Source organism: Pseudocitrobacter sp. CD920760, assembly GCF_057782505.1.
In genome coordinates, this window is the sequence record NZ_CM173490.1 from 718,349 (window position 1) to 733,111 (window position 14,763).

At 53.6% G+C, this 14,763-nt stretch carries 14 protein-coding genes and 1 other annotated feature; of the genes, 9 read left to right on the top strand and 5 right to left on the bottom strand.

The window, feature by feature from the left end; translation table 11 throughout:
* Positions 1-8 precede the first annotated feature (8 nt).
* Both AC1MKH_RS03300 and ettA read right to left on the bottom strand, forming a co-directional pair.
* On the bottom strand, positions 9-1,166 hold the full coding sequence (locus tag AC1MKH_RS03300) for a capsule biosynthesis protein (RefSeq protein ID WP_276221897.1): 1,158 nt from the start codon (positions 1,164-1,166) through the stop codon (positions 9-11).
* 445 nt (positions 1,167-1,611) lie between these two features.
* Positions 1,612-3,279, bottom strand: a complete 1,668-nt coding sequence (gene ettA / locus AC1MKH_RS03305) for an energy-dependent translational throttle protein EttA (RefSeq protein ID WP_149463005.1) — start codon at positions 3,277-3,279, stop codon at positions 1,612-1,614.
* 210 nt (positions 3,280-3,489) lie between these two features.
* Here ettA and sltY point away from each other — a divergent pair, with 210 nt between their 5' ends.
* Both sltY and trpR read left to right on the top strand, forming a co-directional pair.
* The gene (gene sltY, locus AC1MKH_RS03310) at positions 3,490-5,427 is read left to right on the top strand and encodes a murein transglycosylase (RefSeq protein WP_276221900.1); all 1,938 of its coding nucleotides are present in this window, start codon (positions 3,490-3,492) and stop codon (positions 5,425-5,427) included.
* An 87-nt stretch (positions 5,428-5,514) separates the two neighbouring features.
* Complete coding sequence (trpR, locus tag AC1MKH_RS03315) at positions 5,515-5,850, top strand: trp operon repressor (protein WP_015966012.1); 336 nt, start codon at positions 5,515-5,517, stop codon at positions 5,848-5,850.
* A gap of 121 nt (positions 5,851-5,971) precedes the next feature.
* Here trpR and yjjX read toward each other — a convergent pair whose 3' ends face one another.
* Entirely contained in the window at positions 5,972-6,496 is a 525-nt protein-coding gene (gene yjjX / locus AC1MKH_RS03320; protein ID WP_276221902.1) for an inosine/xanthosine triphosphatase, read from the bottom strand.
* Positions 6,497-6,548: 52 nt separating this feature from the next.
* Here yjjX and gpmB point away from each other — a divergent pair, with 52 nt between their 5' ends.
* Positions 6,549-7,196, top strand: coding sequence for a 2,3-diphosphoglycerate-dependent phosphoglycerate mutase GpmB (gene gpmB, locus AC1MKH_RS03325; RefSeq protein WP_015966010.1), 648 nt, complete (start codon positions 6,549-6,551; stop codon positions 7,194-7,196).
* Here the strand turns inward: gpmB and robA are convergent.
* Positions 7,193-8,062 (bottom strand): MDR efflux pump AcrAB transcriptional activator RobA, encoded by an 870-nt coding sequence (robA, locus tag AC1MKH_RS03330; protein WP_149463008.1) that lies wholly within the window; start codon positions 8,060-8,062, stop codon positions 7,193-7,195. The two genes, gpmB and robA, sit on opposite strands and share 4 nt — an antisense overlap.
* Before the next feature lie 212 nt (positions 8,063-8,274).
* Between robA and creA the strand changes: the two genes are divergently transcribed.
* From creA to creD, 4 genes are read left to right on the top strand one after another with little or no spacing between them, the layout of a single operon-like run.
* Positions 8,275-8,748: a protein CreA gene (gene creA / locus AC1MKH_RS03335; RefSeq protein ID WP_015966008.1), complete on the top strand. Its 474-nt coding sequence runs from the start codon at positions 8,275-8,277 to the stop codon at positions 8,746-8,748.
* 12 nt (positions 8,749-8,760) lie between these two features.
* Complete coding sequence (creB, locus tag AC1MKH_RS03340) at positions 8,761-9,450, top strand: two-component system response regulator CreB (protein ID WP_276221908.1); 690 nt, start codon at positions 8,761-8,763, stop codon at positions 9,448-9,450.
* On the top strand, positions 9,450-10,874 hold the full coding sequence (gene creC, locus AC1MKH_RS03345; RefSeq protein ID WP_276221910.1) for a two-component system sensor histidine kinase CreC: 1,425 nt from the start codon (positions 9,450-9,452) through the stop codon (positions 10,872-10,874). The genes creB and creC overlap by 1 nt, the downstream gene beginning before the upstream one ends.
* A 57-nt stretch (positions 10,875-10,931) precedes the next feature.
* The gene (gene creD, locus AC1MKH_RS03350) at positions 10,932-12,281 is read left to right on the top strand and encodes a cell envelope integrity protein CreD (RefSeq protein ID WP_276221912.1); all 1,350 of its coding nucleotides are present in this window, start codon (positions 10,932-10,934) and stop codon (positions 12,279-12,281) included.
* Between the two features lie 88 nt (positions 12,282-12,369).
* Here creD and arcA read toward each other — a convergent pair whose 3' ends face one another.
* Positions 12,370-13,086, bottom strand: coding sequence for a two-component system response regulator ArcA (gene arcA / locus AC1MKH_RS03355; protein WP_015966004.1), 717 nt, complete (start codon positions 13,084-13,086; stop codon positions 12,370-12,372).
* 95 nt (positions 13,087-13,181) lie between these two features.
* Here arcA and yjjY point away from each other — a divergent pair, with 95 nt between their 5' ends.
* On the top strand, positions 13,182-13,322 hold the full coding sequence (gene yjjY / locus AC1MKH_RS03360) for a YjjY family protein (RefSeq protein WP_001622273.1): 141 nt from the start codon (positions 13,182-13,184) through the stop codon (positions 13,320-13,322).
* Positions 13,323-13,722: 400 nt separating this feature from the next.
* Complete coding sequence (locus tag AC1MKH_RS03365; protein ID WP_276221916.1) at positions 13,723-14,409, top strand: tRNA/rRNA methyltransferase; 687 nt, start codon at positions 13,723-13,725, stop codon at positions 14,407-14,409.
* A gap of 220 nt (positions 14,410-14,629) precedes the next feature.
* Positions 14,630-14,747, top strand: a sequence feature (Thr leader region).
* The last annotated feature ends 16 nt before the right edge of the window (positions 14,748-14,763 follow it).

Genomic DNA, 14,763 nt, shown 5'->3' on the forward strand with positions numbered 1-14,763 from the left:
TCAGGCCGTCAGTCTTTATGGTCTTCAATAATGCCCAGCAGCAGTTTGGCAGTACCAAACAGCAGGCCGCACACCAGTAACCAGCTGATTAATAAATAAGGAATATTCGGGAATGACGACTCTTCCGGGCGCTGTGGCGAACTGATAACCGACAGGGTTTTCAGCTTGCGCGCGCTTTCCATGCGCGTTTTCTCAAGGGCTTTCAGCGCCAGAGCGTAAAGGTCCGTATCAAAGGCCACGGTGCCTTTTATCTCTTCGAAATCGACCGCCATGCTGTTGAGCTTTTTCCCTTCCGGCGCGGTGATTTTGCTTTGCTCTTGATCGATTTGCGCCTGCAACGCTTTAATGGCGTTTTTAGTGCTGACCACCTGCGGCGCGTCGGCGCGTAAATAGGTCAACAGATTTCGCAGATCTGCTTCCATCTCGATTTTTTTGGCAATCAGCGTATTCACAAGCGTAGTGGCGGCTTCAGCAGAGGCTGCGGGGTCGAGGACGTTGTTTTTATTCTGATAAGCGAGCAACTGCTTTTTGCTCTCGTTCAGGCGCTGACGGGTTTGGTGCAGCTCTTCTTCAGCAAACTGCATCTGCTCGCGCGAAATACGATGGGAAAGCTCGTTGATAAAGCGCTCGGACTCTTTCAGCACCGCGTGGTTAAAGGCCTGAGCAAACTCGGGGGTGAAGCCCTGCGTTTGAATATCCAGCAGGCCCGATTTTTCGTCATAAGCGATGGAAATCCGGCTGCGGTAGTAGTCGAGAAACTCTTCGGTGGTGGCGTCAGCGGGAAGATGGAAGAAGAGATCCCAACCGCTTTGGCTGAATGCCTGATGGAAGTTGAGTCGCTTATCCAATGCCATCAGCATATCGGGCGAGTTGATGTACTCTTTTAAATAGAGGGAATCTTCCGCCGACGACGGGTTCGACGCTCCCAGCAGCAGGCCAACGTTCAGGCTTGAACTGTCAATTTCATTGGGGCGTTTTACGGCGACTTTGGATTCGCTCATGTAGCGCGGCTGGCTAAAAATGAACAGATAAATCAAAAGCAACGCCATCGGCGCGGTAATAAAAATATGCGCAAGATAGCGCTGGAACGGTAGCGCGCAGGCGCACTGCCGACAGGTTTTCAGACGCTGAAAGAGATGAGTAATAAACACGTGATTAGTTTTCATAATTCCGAACGCGATTTAATTAAAAATATATTCGTCAAATAAATAATTAATAGTGATGACGTTGGGAATAATAGTGGGAATTATAAATAATAGACATATCAATCCTTTGTTAATGTCGATGATGAATGGTTTTAACGCATGCTGAATATAGCTGGCGCGAATAATTAACTCGCTAAACTAGATTAGCTGAATATATGGCGCAATTCCTTCTGGTGCCGCTATTTGTAGCATAGACCATCTGGCATCTCAATCTTGTTATTCCAGAATTGCAATGAATGTTTGTAATAATATTTGAAGCGTGGATTAGATTGGAGGATCTATTTATTGGATTTGTGGATATTAAAGATTAAATGAATTTAAATTAAATTTTTATTCGTGAAATGTATGTATTCGCAAGAAATGTAGGCCGGGGGCGCTAACGCTTGCCCGGCCTGCGATAATGTTATTACTTCGCAATACGCTTGTACTTGATACGCTTCGGCTCCAGCGCGTCTGCGCCCAGCGTGCGTTTCTTATACTCTTCGTATTCGGTAAAGTTACCTTCGAAGAATTCCACTTTACCTTCATCCTGGTAATCCAGAATGTGCGTGGCGATACGGTCAAGGAACCAACGGTCGTGCGAGATAACCATTGCGCAGCCAGGGAACTCCAGCAGGGCGTTTTCCAGCGCGCGCAGGGTTTCGATATCCAGGTCGTTGGTCGGTTCATCGAGCAGCAGAACGTTGCCGCCTACCTGCAACAGTTTCGCCAGGTGCAGACGACCGCGCTCACCGCCGGACAGCTCGCCTACGCGTTTACCCTGGTCAACGCCTTTAAAGTTAAAGCGGCCAACGTACGCGCGGCTTGGCATCTCGGTGTTGCCGATCTTCATGATATCCAGCCCGCCGGAAACTTCTTCCCACACGGTTTTGCTGTTATCCATCGCATCACGGAACTGATCAACGGACGCCAGTTTCACGGTATCACCCAGCGTGATAGAACCGCTATCAGGCTGTTCCTGACCGGACATCATGCGGAACAGCGTCGATTTACCCGCGCCGTTCGGGCCGATGATACCGACAATCGCACCTTTCGGTACCGAGAACGTCAGGTCGTCAATCAGTACGCGATCGCCGTAAGATTTACGCAGATTGCTGACTTCCACCACTTTATCCCCCAGACGCGCTCCTGGCGGAATAAACAGTTCGTTGGTTTCGTTACGTTTCTGGTACTCAACGTTGTTAAGTTCTTCGAAACGAGCCAGACGCGCTTTGCCTTTAGACTGACGGCCTTTCGCGCCCTGACGTACCCATTCCAGCTCTTTCTCGATCGACTTACGACGCGCCGCTTCCTGAGAAGCTTCCTGCGCCAGACGCTGATCTTTCTGTTCCAGCCAGGAGGAGTAGTTACCTTCCCACGGAATACCTTCGCCACGGTCAAGTTCCAGAATCCAGCCCGCCACGTTATCGAGGAAGTAACGGTCGTGGGTGATTGCCACAACGGTCCCTTCGAAGTCGTGCAGGAAGCGTTCCAGCCACGCGACGGATTCCGCATCCAGGTGGTTAGTCGGTTCGTCGAGCAGCAGCATGTCTGGTTTTTCCAGCAGCAGGCGGCACAGCGCGACGCGGCGACGTTCACCACCGGAAAGGGTGGCGATTTTGGCATCCCAGTCCGGCAGACGCAGCGCATCGGCGGCGCGTTCCAGCTGAACGTTCAGGTTATGGCCATCATGCGCCTGAATGATTTCTTCAAACTTGCCCTGCTGAGCGGCGAGTTTATCGAAGTCGGCATCCGGCTCGGCATATTTGGCGTAGACTTCGTCCAGACCTTTCAGCGCGTTAACCACTTCGGCAACCGCTTCTTCAACGGATTCACGAACGGTATGTTCCGGATTTAACTGAGGTTCCTGCGGCAGGTAACCAATCTTCAGACCTGGCTGCGGACGTGCTTCACCTTCGATGTCGGTATCGATACCGGCCATGATGCGCAGCAGCGTAGATTTACCGGCGCCGTTCAGGCCCAGTACACCGATTTTTGCGCCAGGGAAGAAGCTCAGTGAGATGTTTTTCAGAATATGACGTTTCGGCGGAACCACTTTGCCGACACGATGCATGGTATAAACGAATTGAGCCACGTTGGACTTCGCCTCTTTTATTTTGATGGTAAGTATACAAAGCCGAAGTGTAGCCTTTTTCGTTCGTTAATCCCAGCGAGGCGGTTAACGCGATAAAAGCGTAAAAATGTGTCCAGAACGTGGCGCGTTGCCTCATGTGTGGTTAGCATGAAATAGATATCTTATACGCGGCATGAAGCTGCAACATGTGATTGATTAGAGGAAGATCGTGTGAAAAAAGCCAAACCCATGGCGTGGCGCGTGTTAGCGGCCAGTGTTTGCCTGTTGTCACTTAACAACCTGGCTCACGCGGATTCACTGGACGAACAGCGCAGTCGCTATTCGCAGATTAAGCAGGCCTGGGATAACCGACAGATGGATGTCGTGGGCCAGTTGATGCCAACCTTGCGGGATTATCCGCTTTATCCTTACCTGGAATATCGCCAGATCTCCGGCGATTTGATGAACACGCCAGCCGTTACCGTCACCAATTTTGTGCGCGATAACCCGACGCTGCCGCCGGCGCGGACGCTCAAAAATCGCTTTGTAAACGAACTGGCGCGACGCGAAGACTGGCGCGGCTTGCTGGCCTTCAGCCCGGACAAACCTGGCACCACCGAAGCGCAGTGTAACTATTACTACGCCAAATATAATGTTGGCGAAACCCAGCAGGCCTGGGACGGTGCGAAAGAACTGTGGCTGACGGGGAAAAGCCAGCCAAATGCCTGCGACAAACTGTTCAGCGCCTGGCGTTCGTCCGGTACGCAGGACCCACTCGCGTATCTCGAACGTATCCGACTGGCGATGAACGCGGGTAATACTTCGCTGGTCAAAGCGCTGGCCTCGCAGATGCCGCCGGATTATCAAACCATTTCGCAGGCGGTGACCGACCTTGCGAACAATCCCAATAACGTGCTGACCTTTGCGCGCACCACGGGCGCGACCGATTTTACCCGCTCGGTGGCGGCGGTGGCGTTTACCAGCGTCGCGCGTCAGGATGCGGAAAACGCGCGTTTGATGATCCCGTCGCTGGTGCAGGCTCAGCAGCTTAATGACGATCAAACCCAGGAACTGCGCGATATCGTCGCCTGGCGTTTGATGGGCACTGACGTCACCTCTGAGCAGGAAAAATGGCGCGACGACGCCATTATGCGTTCTCAGTCTACATCGCTGATTGAGCGTCGGGTCCGTATGGCGCTTGGCACCGGCGATCGCCGTGGGCTGAATACCTGGCTGGCGCGTCTGCCGATGGATGCCAAAGAGAAAGATGAATGGCGCTACTGGCAGGCCGACCTGCTGATGGAGCGCGGGCGCGATGACGAAGCGAAAGAGATCTTCAAATCCTTAATGACTCAGCGCGGTTTCTACCCGATGGTGGCGGCGCAGCGTCTGGGGGAAGATTACACCTTGCGCATCGAAGGCCCGCAGGGCACCGTTTCGCCGCTACTGGTGAACGGCCCGGAAATGGCGCGCGTGCGTGAACTGATGTACTGGGATATGGATAACACCGCGCGCAGCGAATGGGCGAACCTGGTCAGCAGCCGCACAAAGAACGAGCAGGCCCAGTTGGCGCGCTACGCGTTTGACCAACGCTGGTGGGATCTCAGCGTACAGGCGACCATCGCAGGCAAGCTGTGGGATAATTTGCAGGAGCGTTTCCCGCCTGCCTATAACGATCTCTTTGTGCGTTACACCGCCGGTAAAGACATTCCGCAAAGTTATGCAATGGCGATTGCACGTCAGGAAAGTGCCTGGAACCCGAAAGTGAAATCACCGGTAGGGGCGAGCGGCCTGATGCAAATCATGCCGGGTACGGCGACGCACACGGTGCAGATGTTTAACATCCCAGGCTACAGCAACCAGAATCAGCTGCTGGACCCGGAAACTAACATCAACATCGGTACCAGCTATCTGCAATACGTTTACCAGCAGTTTGGTAACAACCGTATCTTCTCATCTGCCGCGTACAATGCCGGTCCGGGGCGCGTGCGCACCTGGGTTGGCAACAGCGCCGGGCGTATCGACCCCGTCGCGTTTGTTGAGAGCATTCCGTTCTCTGAAACGCGTGGCTATGTGAAGAACGTGCTGGCGTATGACGCGTACTATCGTCACTTTATGGGCGAAAAAGAGGCGATCTTTAGCGATAGCGAGTGGCAACGCCGTTACTGATCGGCAGTGACTATGTTATGCTGTACTCGTTGAAGAGTACATACAGCGGATGGCCCTGTGCCATCCGCCATAACATGGCGGTATACTATGACCCAACAATCCCCTTATTCAGCCTCCGTCGCGGAACAGCGACATCAGGAATGGCTTCGCTTTGTTGAGCTGCTTCGTCTGGCCTATGCTGACGAGCACGCACTGCCTTTACTCGACTTGATCATGACGCCTGACGAGCGCGAAGCGCTGGGCACGCGCGTGCGCATTATTGAAGAATTACTGCGTGGTGAGATGAGTCAGCGCGAGCTGAAGTCAGAGCTGGGCGCAGGCATTGCCACCATTACGCGCGGTTCGAACAGCCTGAAATCGGCCCCAGCCGAATTGCGCCAATGGCTGGAGCAGACGCTGCCGAAAACGGTGAACAACGCCTGATGGCGCTGCGCTTATCAGGCCTACGGACCGTAGTAGGCCGGATAAGGCGCCAGCCGCCATCCGGCAACAATGCACGATCTCACCGTATGCCGGGTAAGGCGTCAGCCGCCATCCGGCAAACTTACCCGCGTTGCCCGTAAATCGCGTTATGGAACGGGCTTAACGCTAACACCACCGCCTGATGATAAACGCTACTGCGCGTCAGGGCACCTTTGGTGAACACGCCGATAGCGCCTTCCTTGCGGCCAATCTTATCGATTCCGGTGAAATGCGACATGACCGGGCCGAGCTCTTCCCCTTCACGCACTTTTTCCAGAATGACTTCCGGCAACGGCAAGGTAGCGGAACGCGCTTCGCCGCGCTGATCTGCGCTCTCAATCACCACCCAACTGAAGGTACTGCCTTCATCAATACCCGCTTCAATCGCCACCCAAAAATCGGCATTCGGGCGTACGGCACGGGCGTTCTCCACGCGATTTCGTGCGCCAGCGCGCGTTTCTACACTGCCAATCGGCTGTTCAGGCACGCCAGTGTCGACGGAGATAGCGTCAATATGGCAGGATCCTTCACCGTAGATCAGCTCAAATGCAGCAAGAATTGCCTGAATTTTGGCAGGATTGGTGGTAGCTGTGACAACATTGTGCATAATCAGAACAACTCATAAGATTTAACATCACCGCAGTATACGGAAGAAAGACATGTTACAGGTATACCTTGTTCGCCATGGCGAAACGCAGTGGAACGCCGAACGGCGTATTCAGGGCCAGTCTGATAGTCCGCTCACCCAGAAAGGTGAGGATCAGGCAAAGCAAGTGGGCGATCGCGTTCGCTCACTGGGGATCACCCATATCATCACCAGCGATCTGGGCCGTACCCGTCGCACCGCAGAGATCATCGCTGATGCCTGCGGTTGCGAAGTGATCGCCGACCCGCGTCTGCGTGAGCTGAATATGGGCGTGCTGGAACAGCGCCATATCGACACGTTAACGGCGGAAGAAGAAGCGTGGCGCCGTCAACTGGTCAACGGTACACCGGATGGCCGTATCCCGGAAGGTGAATCGATGCAGGAACTGAGCGAGCGCATGCACAGCGCGCTGCAAAGCTGTCTGGAACTGCCGCCGGGAAGTCGTCCGCTGCTGGTCAGCCACGGTATCGCGCTGGGTTGCCTGGTGAGTACAATCCTCGGCCTGCCCGCGTACGCGGAGCGCCGTTTACGTCTGCGTAACTGCTCTATTTCGCGAGTTGATCACCAGCAGAGTGCCTGGCTGGCGTCGGGATGGGTGGTGGAAACCGCAGGCGACGTCTCACATCTGGACGCCCCTGCGTTAGACGAACTGCAGCGTTAACGACGTATTGGGATCAGGTATTCGCAGCGCAACTGAATTGGCGGCTCCTGGTCCCGCGCTTCGTCCTGCGGGAAGAAACGTTCGATATCCAGGCCCTTACGACGGGTCAGGTTGAGCATTGGCATGCAGGTGCCGTAAAGCGTGAGGATAAATTCCTGTAGCCCCGTACCCAAACCTTCATACGTGAACATCACGTACTCGCCGCCTTCCAGCGTCACCGGATGCGAATTATTCAGGTGGCCGTTAGCCATATCTGGCGTTACCGCCGTGGTGTAGAACACTTCCTGCTCATCGTCTTTTTCCAGACTCGGACGCGGCTCATGCAGGCCGTAAAGCATCGGCGGAATAGACGGAGAATTGCCCAGAAACTCCTGCCAGAACTGCACGCGCATTTGCTGACGGAATTCGGAAATCTCTTCCAGTTTGCAGGTATAGCTTTGTGTTACCCCAACCAGCGGCGTAGCAGGCAGCGTGACAAACTCATACGGCGGCATGGTGAACTCACCCAGGCGCAGCGGCGGACGCATGCCGAAGGAGCTCCAGTCCGGCGAGCGGCGATAGAGCGCAGGCGTCTGAGCAAACTGCTTTTTGAATGCACGGGTAAAGGTTTGCTGTGAATCGAAGCGATATTGCAGCGCAATGTCTAAAATTGGGCGAGCAGTCAGGCGTAGCGCTACGGCGGATTTCGACAGACGTCGGGCACGGATGTAAGCGCCAATGGCATGACCGGTGACATCTTTGAACATCCGCTGCAAATGCCACTTGGAATAGCCCGCTTTTGCCGCAACATTATCAAGCGACAGGGGTTGATCCAGATGACCTTCCAGCCATACAAGGAGATCGCGAATAATCCCAGCCTGATCCATATAATGTCCTCGTCCTTAAAATTATAGGTGCCTGATACTAAGGTAGCGGATAATAGCATTTTTTGATGTTTTAGCATTCAGTGTTTTTTTTGTGCATTCATGCGCTTTTACATTGGGTTGCGACGTAATATTTGTAAAGGTGTGATCTTTCAATACTTTATATCTGAAATGTTGAATAATCACTCAATCGAATCGTCAGGAATGGTAACAATATGAAATACAAGAAGTTAGTGGCGGGCCTGGTGCTGAGTGTCTGCGGTTTTAGCGCACATGCGGAACAAATTGGCTCGGTCGATACCGTTTTCAAAATGTTTGGCCCTGACCACAAAATCGTGGTCGAAGCCTTCGACGATCCGGATATCACCAACGTTACCTGCTACATCAGCCGGGCGAAAACCGGTGGCATCAAAGGTGGGTTAGGGCTGGCGGAAGATACCTCCGATGCCGCGATTTCCTGCCAGCAGGTTGGCCCGATCGAACTCTCGGATAAAATCAAAAACGGGAAATCGCAGGGTGAAGTGGTATTCCAGAAACGGACTTCTTTAGTCTTTAAAAAGCTGCAGGTTGTCCGCTTCTACGACAGCAAACGTAATGCGCTGGTGTATCTCACCTATTCCGATAAAGTGGTCGATGGTTCACCGAAAAACGCCATAAGCGCGGTGCCGATTATGCCGTGGGGCAAATAACAAGGAACGTGTATGCAACAACCGCTGATCTGGCTGGTGGAAGATGAGATAAGCATCGCGGACACGCTTATCTACATGCTTCAACAAGAGGGATTTACCGTCAGGGCGTTTGAGCGCGGCCTGCCCGCGCTGGAAGAGGCGCGACACCGCTTGCCAGACCTGGCCATACTCGATGTCGGCCTGCCGGATATCAGCGGTTTCGAATTGTGTCGCCAGCTGCTGGCACGCCATGCGGCGTTGCCGGTGCTGTTTCTCACCGCGCGCAGCGACGAAGTGGACAAACTGCTGGGGCTGGAAATCGGCGCGGATGACTACGTCGCCAAACCTTTTTCGCCGCGTGAAGTCTGCGCCCGCGTGCGCACGATCCTGCGTCGTCTGCAAAAGTTTTCTGCACCGCCTGCGCAGGTGCGCGTCGGTGATTTTCTTCTCGATGAACCCGCAGCACAGGTGAGCTGGTGCGGCCAGCCGCTATTGCTGACGCGCTACGAATTTCTGCTGCTGAAAACGCTGCTTCTTTCACCGGGACGGGTCTATTCGCGCCAGCAACTGATGGATATCGTCTGGGGCGATGCGGCAGAAAGCTTCGATCGCACCGTGGATACGCATATCAAAACGCTGCGCGCCAAGCTGCGTGTGATCGACCCATCACGGCAGCCTATCAATACCCATCGTGGCCTCGGCTATAGTCTGGTGAAAGCCTGATGCGCATCGGCATGCGTGTACTGCTGGGCTACTTTCTGATCGTGGCGGTGGCGGGCTGGTTCGTGTTGTCGATCTTCGTGCAGGAGATCAAGCCCGGCGTGCGGCGCGCAACGGAAGGTACGCTGATTGACACCGCGACGCTGCTGGCGGCGCTGGCGCGTGATGACATGCTGGCGGGTAATCCGGCGCAGGGCAAGCTGGCACAGGCTTTTCGCCAGCTGAGCACGCAGCCGTTCCGCGCCAATATCAGCGGTATCCATAAAGTTCGCAATGAGTATCACGTCTACATGACCGATGCGCAGGGGCGGGTGGTCTTTGACTCGGCCAATATTGCCGTCGGGCAGGACTACTCCCGCTGGAACGATGTTTGGCTGACGTTGCGCGGGGAATATGGCGCGCGAAGCACCGCGCAGGACCCCAGCGATCCCGAAAGCACGGTGATGTACGTCGCCGCGCCGATTGTTGATAACGGCAGGATAATTGGCGTGCTCAGCGTCGGCAAACCGAATGCCGCCATCGCGCCGGTGATCAAGCGCAGCGAGCATCGTATGCTATGGGCGGCGGGCGCGCTGCTGGGTATTGCGCTGCTGATTGGCGGCGGCGTGATTCTGTGGATCAACCGCTCTATCGGTAAACTGGTGCACTACGCTGATTCGGTCACGCTTGAACAGCCGGTCCCGTTACCGGAACTGGGCAGCAGTGAACTGCGCAAGCTGGCGCAGGCGCTGGAAAGTATGCGCGTGAAACTGGAAGGCAAAAATTATATCGAGCAGTACGTTTATGCCCTGACGCACGAGCTTAAAAGCCCACTGGCGGCGATTCGCGGTGCGGCGGAGATCTTACGCGAAGGGCCGCCGCCGGACGTTGTTTTGCGCTTTACGGACAATATTCTTCAGCAGAACGCGCGAATGCAGGCGCTGGTAGAAACGTTGCTCCGTCAGGCGCGGCTGGAGAATCGCCAGGAGATTACGCTCATGCCGGTGTCTGTGGCGACGTTATTCAACCTGCTACAGGAATCACGTAGCGTCACGCTGGCGGCAAAACAAATTGCGCTGCATGTCGAACCGACAACCCTGAGCGTGGCGGCGGATGAAGCCCTGCTGATGCAGGCGATGGGCAATCTGCTGGATAACGCTATCGATTTTACGCCGGAGCAGGGGAGTATCACCCTTAGCGCCGATGCGCAGGGCGACAGCGTGGTGCTGAACGTTATCGATACCGGCAGCGGTATTCCTGATTTTGCCCTGCCGCGCATCTTTGAGCGTTTCTATTCGCTGCCGCGCGCCAACGGTCACAAAAGCAGTGGTCTGGGGCTGGCGTTTGTCAGCGAAGTCGCGCGTTTGCATCAGGGAGATGTCCGGCTACGTAATCGAGAGCAGGGTGGCGTGGAAGCCACGTTCACACTTCACCGTCCCTTCACATAACTTCAAATTCACCGCACATAGCCCGATTACTCTGCTGCCATTGCAAAGGAGAAGGTTATGTCGAAATCAAAATCACCGCTGGCTGTAAAAATTGTTACCCTCGTTGGCACGATGCTGTTGCTGCTAATCCCACTGATGGTGGTGAGAGGGCTGATTGTTGAACGTGCGGATTACCGCAGCGTGGTCGAAGAGGCGATCGGCCAAAGCACCAGCGGGCCACAAAAGCTGGTGGGGCCGCTGATCGCTATTCCGGTGACGGAAGTGTATAGCACACTGGAAAATAACCACGAGGTTTCGCAAAAGCGCACGTTTATACATTTCTGGCTGCCGGAATCATTGATGGTGGAGGGCAATCAGAACGTTGAACCGCGCAAAGTGGGAATCTATGAAGGGCAGGTGTGGAAGACGGACATTAACGTTAAGGCCGAATTTGATACTTCGCGGCTGGAGGCGCTCAACCGCGACAATATCACGTTAGGTAAACCGTTTATGGTGATGGCGGTGGGTGACACGCGCGGCATTGGTGCGGTGAATCCCCCGAGCCTGGACGGCACGCCGTTGCTGGTTGAGCCTGGCACCGGTATTGCCAGAGAGTCGCAGGGGTTGCACGTTCAGTTGCCGAATCTCCCCTTTACGCAGAAGAAATTTAACCTCGATTTCTCACTGGTTCTGAGTGGTACAGGCAATTTTTCGATGGTACCGCTTGGGCGGAACAGCGAGCTGGTGCTCAACAGCAACTGGCCGCATCCGAACTTTATCGGTGATTTTCTTCCCGTGACCCGCGAGGTCAGTCCCACTGGTTTTCAGGCACGCTGGCAGAGCAGCTGGTTTGCCAATAATCTGGGTGAGCGTTTCGCCGAGGCCGATAAATTTTCCTCACCAGCACTGCCTTCATTTAGCGTTTCCGTCGCGACACCCGCCGATCACTATCAGTTGACTGACCGCGCCACCAAATACGCGCTTTTGCTGATTGCCCTGACCTTTACGGCCTTCTTCGTCTTTGAAACGCTCACCGGGCGACGCATGCACCCGATGCAGTATCTGCTGGTCGGGCTGTCGCTGGTGATGTTCTACTTTTTGCTGCTGGCACTGTCGGAGCATATCGGCTTTACCCCGGCATGGGTCACCGCAAGCCTGGTCGGCGCGCTGATGAACGGCGTGTATTTGCAGGCGGTGTTGAAAAGCTGGCGCAGCAGCGTGTTGTTTACGCTGGCGTTGCTGGTGCTTGATGGCGTGATGTGGGGGCTTCTGCGTTCAGAGGAGAGTTCGTTGCTGTTGGGGACGGGCGTGTTGCTGATAGCCCTGTGCGGCGTGATGTTCCTGACGCGAAATCTTGACTGGTATGCGCTGGGTTTGCCAAAAGCGCCGAAACTGCCGGAAAGTGATGAGTTACGAATCTGGAAATAAGACTTTCAGGCCCGGGTAAGCGAAGCGCCGCCGGGCAACATCTGGATAACCGCAGAAACGAAAACGGCGCTTAACGCGCCGTTTTTAATTATTCCTGCAGTTCGCCGCAGAAGCGGTAACCTTCACCATGGATGGTGGCAATGATTTCCGGCGTGTCCGGCGTAGATTCGAAATGCTTACGAATACGACGAATGGTCACGTCAACGGTACGGTCATGCGGCTTCAGCTCGCGACCGGTCATTTTTTTCAGCAGTTCAGCACGAGACTGAATTTTGCCTGGGTTTTCGCAGAAGTGCAGCATCGCGCGGAATTCGCTACGCGGCAGTTTATACTGCTCACCGTTAGGGCTCACCAGAGAACGACTGTTGATGTCCAGTTCCCAACCGTTGAACTTGTAGCTTTCCACGCTGCGACGTTCTTCGCTGACGGTACCCAGGTTCATGGTACGAGAAAGCAGGTTACGCGCACGGATGGTCAGTTCACGCGGGTTGAACGGTTTGGTGATGTAATCGTCAGCACCGATTTCCAGGCCGAGGATTTTATCGACTTCATTGTCGCGTCCGGTCAGGAACATCAGCGCTACGTTTGCTTGCTCGCGCAGTTCGCGTGCCAGCAGAAGGCCGTTTTTCCCTGGCAGGTTGATATCCATGATCACCAGGTTGATATCATTTTCAGAGAGGATCTGATGCATTTCCGCGCCATCGGTCGCTTCGAAAACATCGTAGCCTTCTGCTTCGAAAATACTTTTTAACGTGTTGCGTGTTACCAACTCGTCTTCAACGATAAGAATGTGCGGGGTCTGCATGTTTGCTACCTAAATTGCCAACTAAATCGAAACAGGAAGTACAAAAGTCCCTGACCTGCCTGATGCATGTCGTAAATTAACATCACCGGCGTAACATGACTAAAGTACGTAATTGCGTTCTTGATGCACTTTCCATCAACGTCAACAACATCATTAGCTTGGTCGTGGGTACTTTCCCTCTGGACCCGACAGTGTCAAAAACGGTTGTCATCCTAACCATTTTAACAGCAACATAACAGGCTAAGAGGCGCCAGACAGCCAATAAACCTACGCTTCGTTGACATATATCAAGTTCAATTGTAGCACGTTAACAGTTTGGTGAAATCATCGCTGCTAAATGCTAACGCTTATCACATTTTTTCCACAACTCAATTAGTTGCGTAGATTAACTGATAAATGCGTTGAATCCAATGGTGATGAGCTAAACAGCACGAAAATAGTATTTATAAACATGAGGATATATAAGCTCTGTTAACATTAAAGCACATAGTTTCCATCATGAATAGTTTAGTATCTTTTATATGTTATGAAACATCATTTCAGTGATTTTTGTTGCAATTTTGTAAATTCGCGCTGCGCAATATGTTGAACTACATCACATTTTTGCCGCGTCACCCGTGAGAAAGAGAACTTTAAATGCGCTTATCGATAGTGCTGGTTTCACCAGCAAGAGCTGAAAATATCGGCGCCGCCGCAAGAGCCATGAAAACCATGGGGTTTAGCGACCTGCGTATCGTGGATAGCGAGGCCCACCTGGAGCCAGCGACCCGCTGGGTCGCACATGGTTCTGGCGATATCATTGATAACATCACCTGCTATTCCACCCTTGCCGATGCGCTGCATGACGTTGATTTTACTGTCGCTACGACCGCACGCAGCCGGGCAAAGTTCCATTACTACGCCACGCCGCAGGAACTTTTGCCGATGCTTGTGGAAAAATCGCAGTGGATGGGACACGCCGCGCTGGTGTTTGGCCGCGAAGATTCCGGGCTAACCAACGATGAACTGGCGCTGGCTGACGTGCTGACCGGCGTGCCGATGGTGGCGGATTACCCGTCGCTGAACCTCGGCCAGGCGGTGATGGTGTACTGCTATCAACTCTCTTCCCTGTTGCAGCATTCGCCGCAACCGCTAACTTCCGGCGGTGAAAATCAGCTCCAGGCATTACGTGCGCGAATCACGGCGCTGCTGTCTCAACTTGAGGTCGCCGATGATGTAAAACTGGCTGACTGGCTGCAACAACGAATCGGCTTACTTGAACAGCGCGATACGGCAATGTTGCATCGTTTGCTGCATGATATTGAAAAAAAACTCACAGAGTAAAATTCTGTTAGTTTTTTGTTTTTCGGTGAAAGTGTCTGCTTTGTTGCGGTGGTGTTGGGTTTAAGGGTTGAAAATTCCCGCCCTGACGGCGGGTTGTGAAGTGGTTGCGAAACGTGACGAACTTAAAAATTCGTTGACTTAAGCGGGCAGATACTTTAACCAATATAGGTACAGCGCACAGACAGCGTAAAAATAACAGAGCACACAACATCCATGATTCGCATCAGCATTATTATCACCATGACAACCACCACTATTACCACAGGTAACGGTGCGGGCTGACGCGTACAGGAAACACAGAAAAAAGCCCGCACCTAAACAGTGCGGGCTTTTTTTTCGACCAAAGGTAACGAG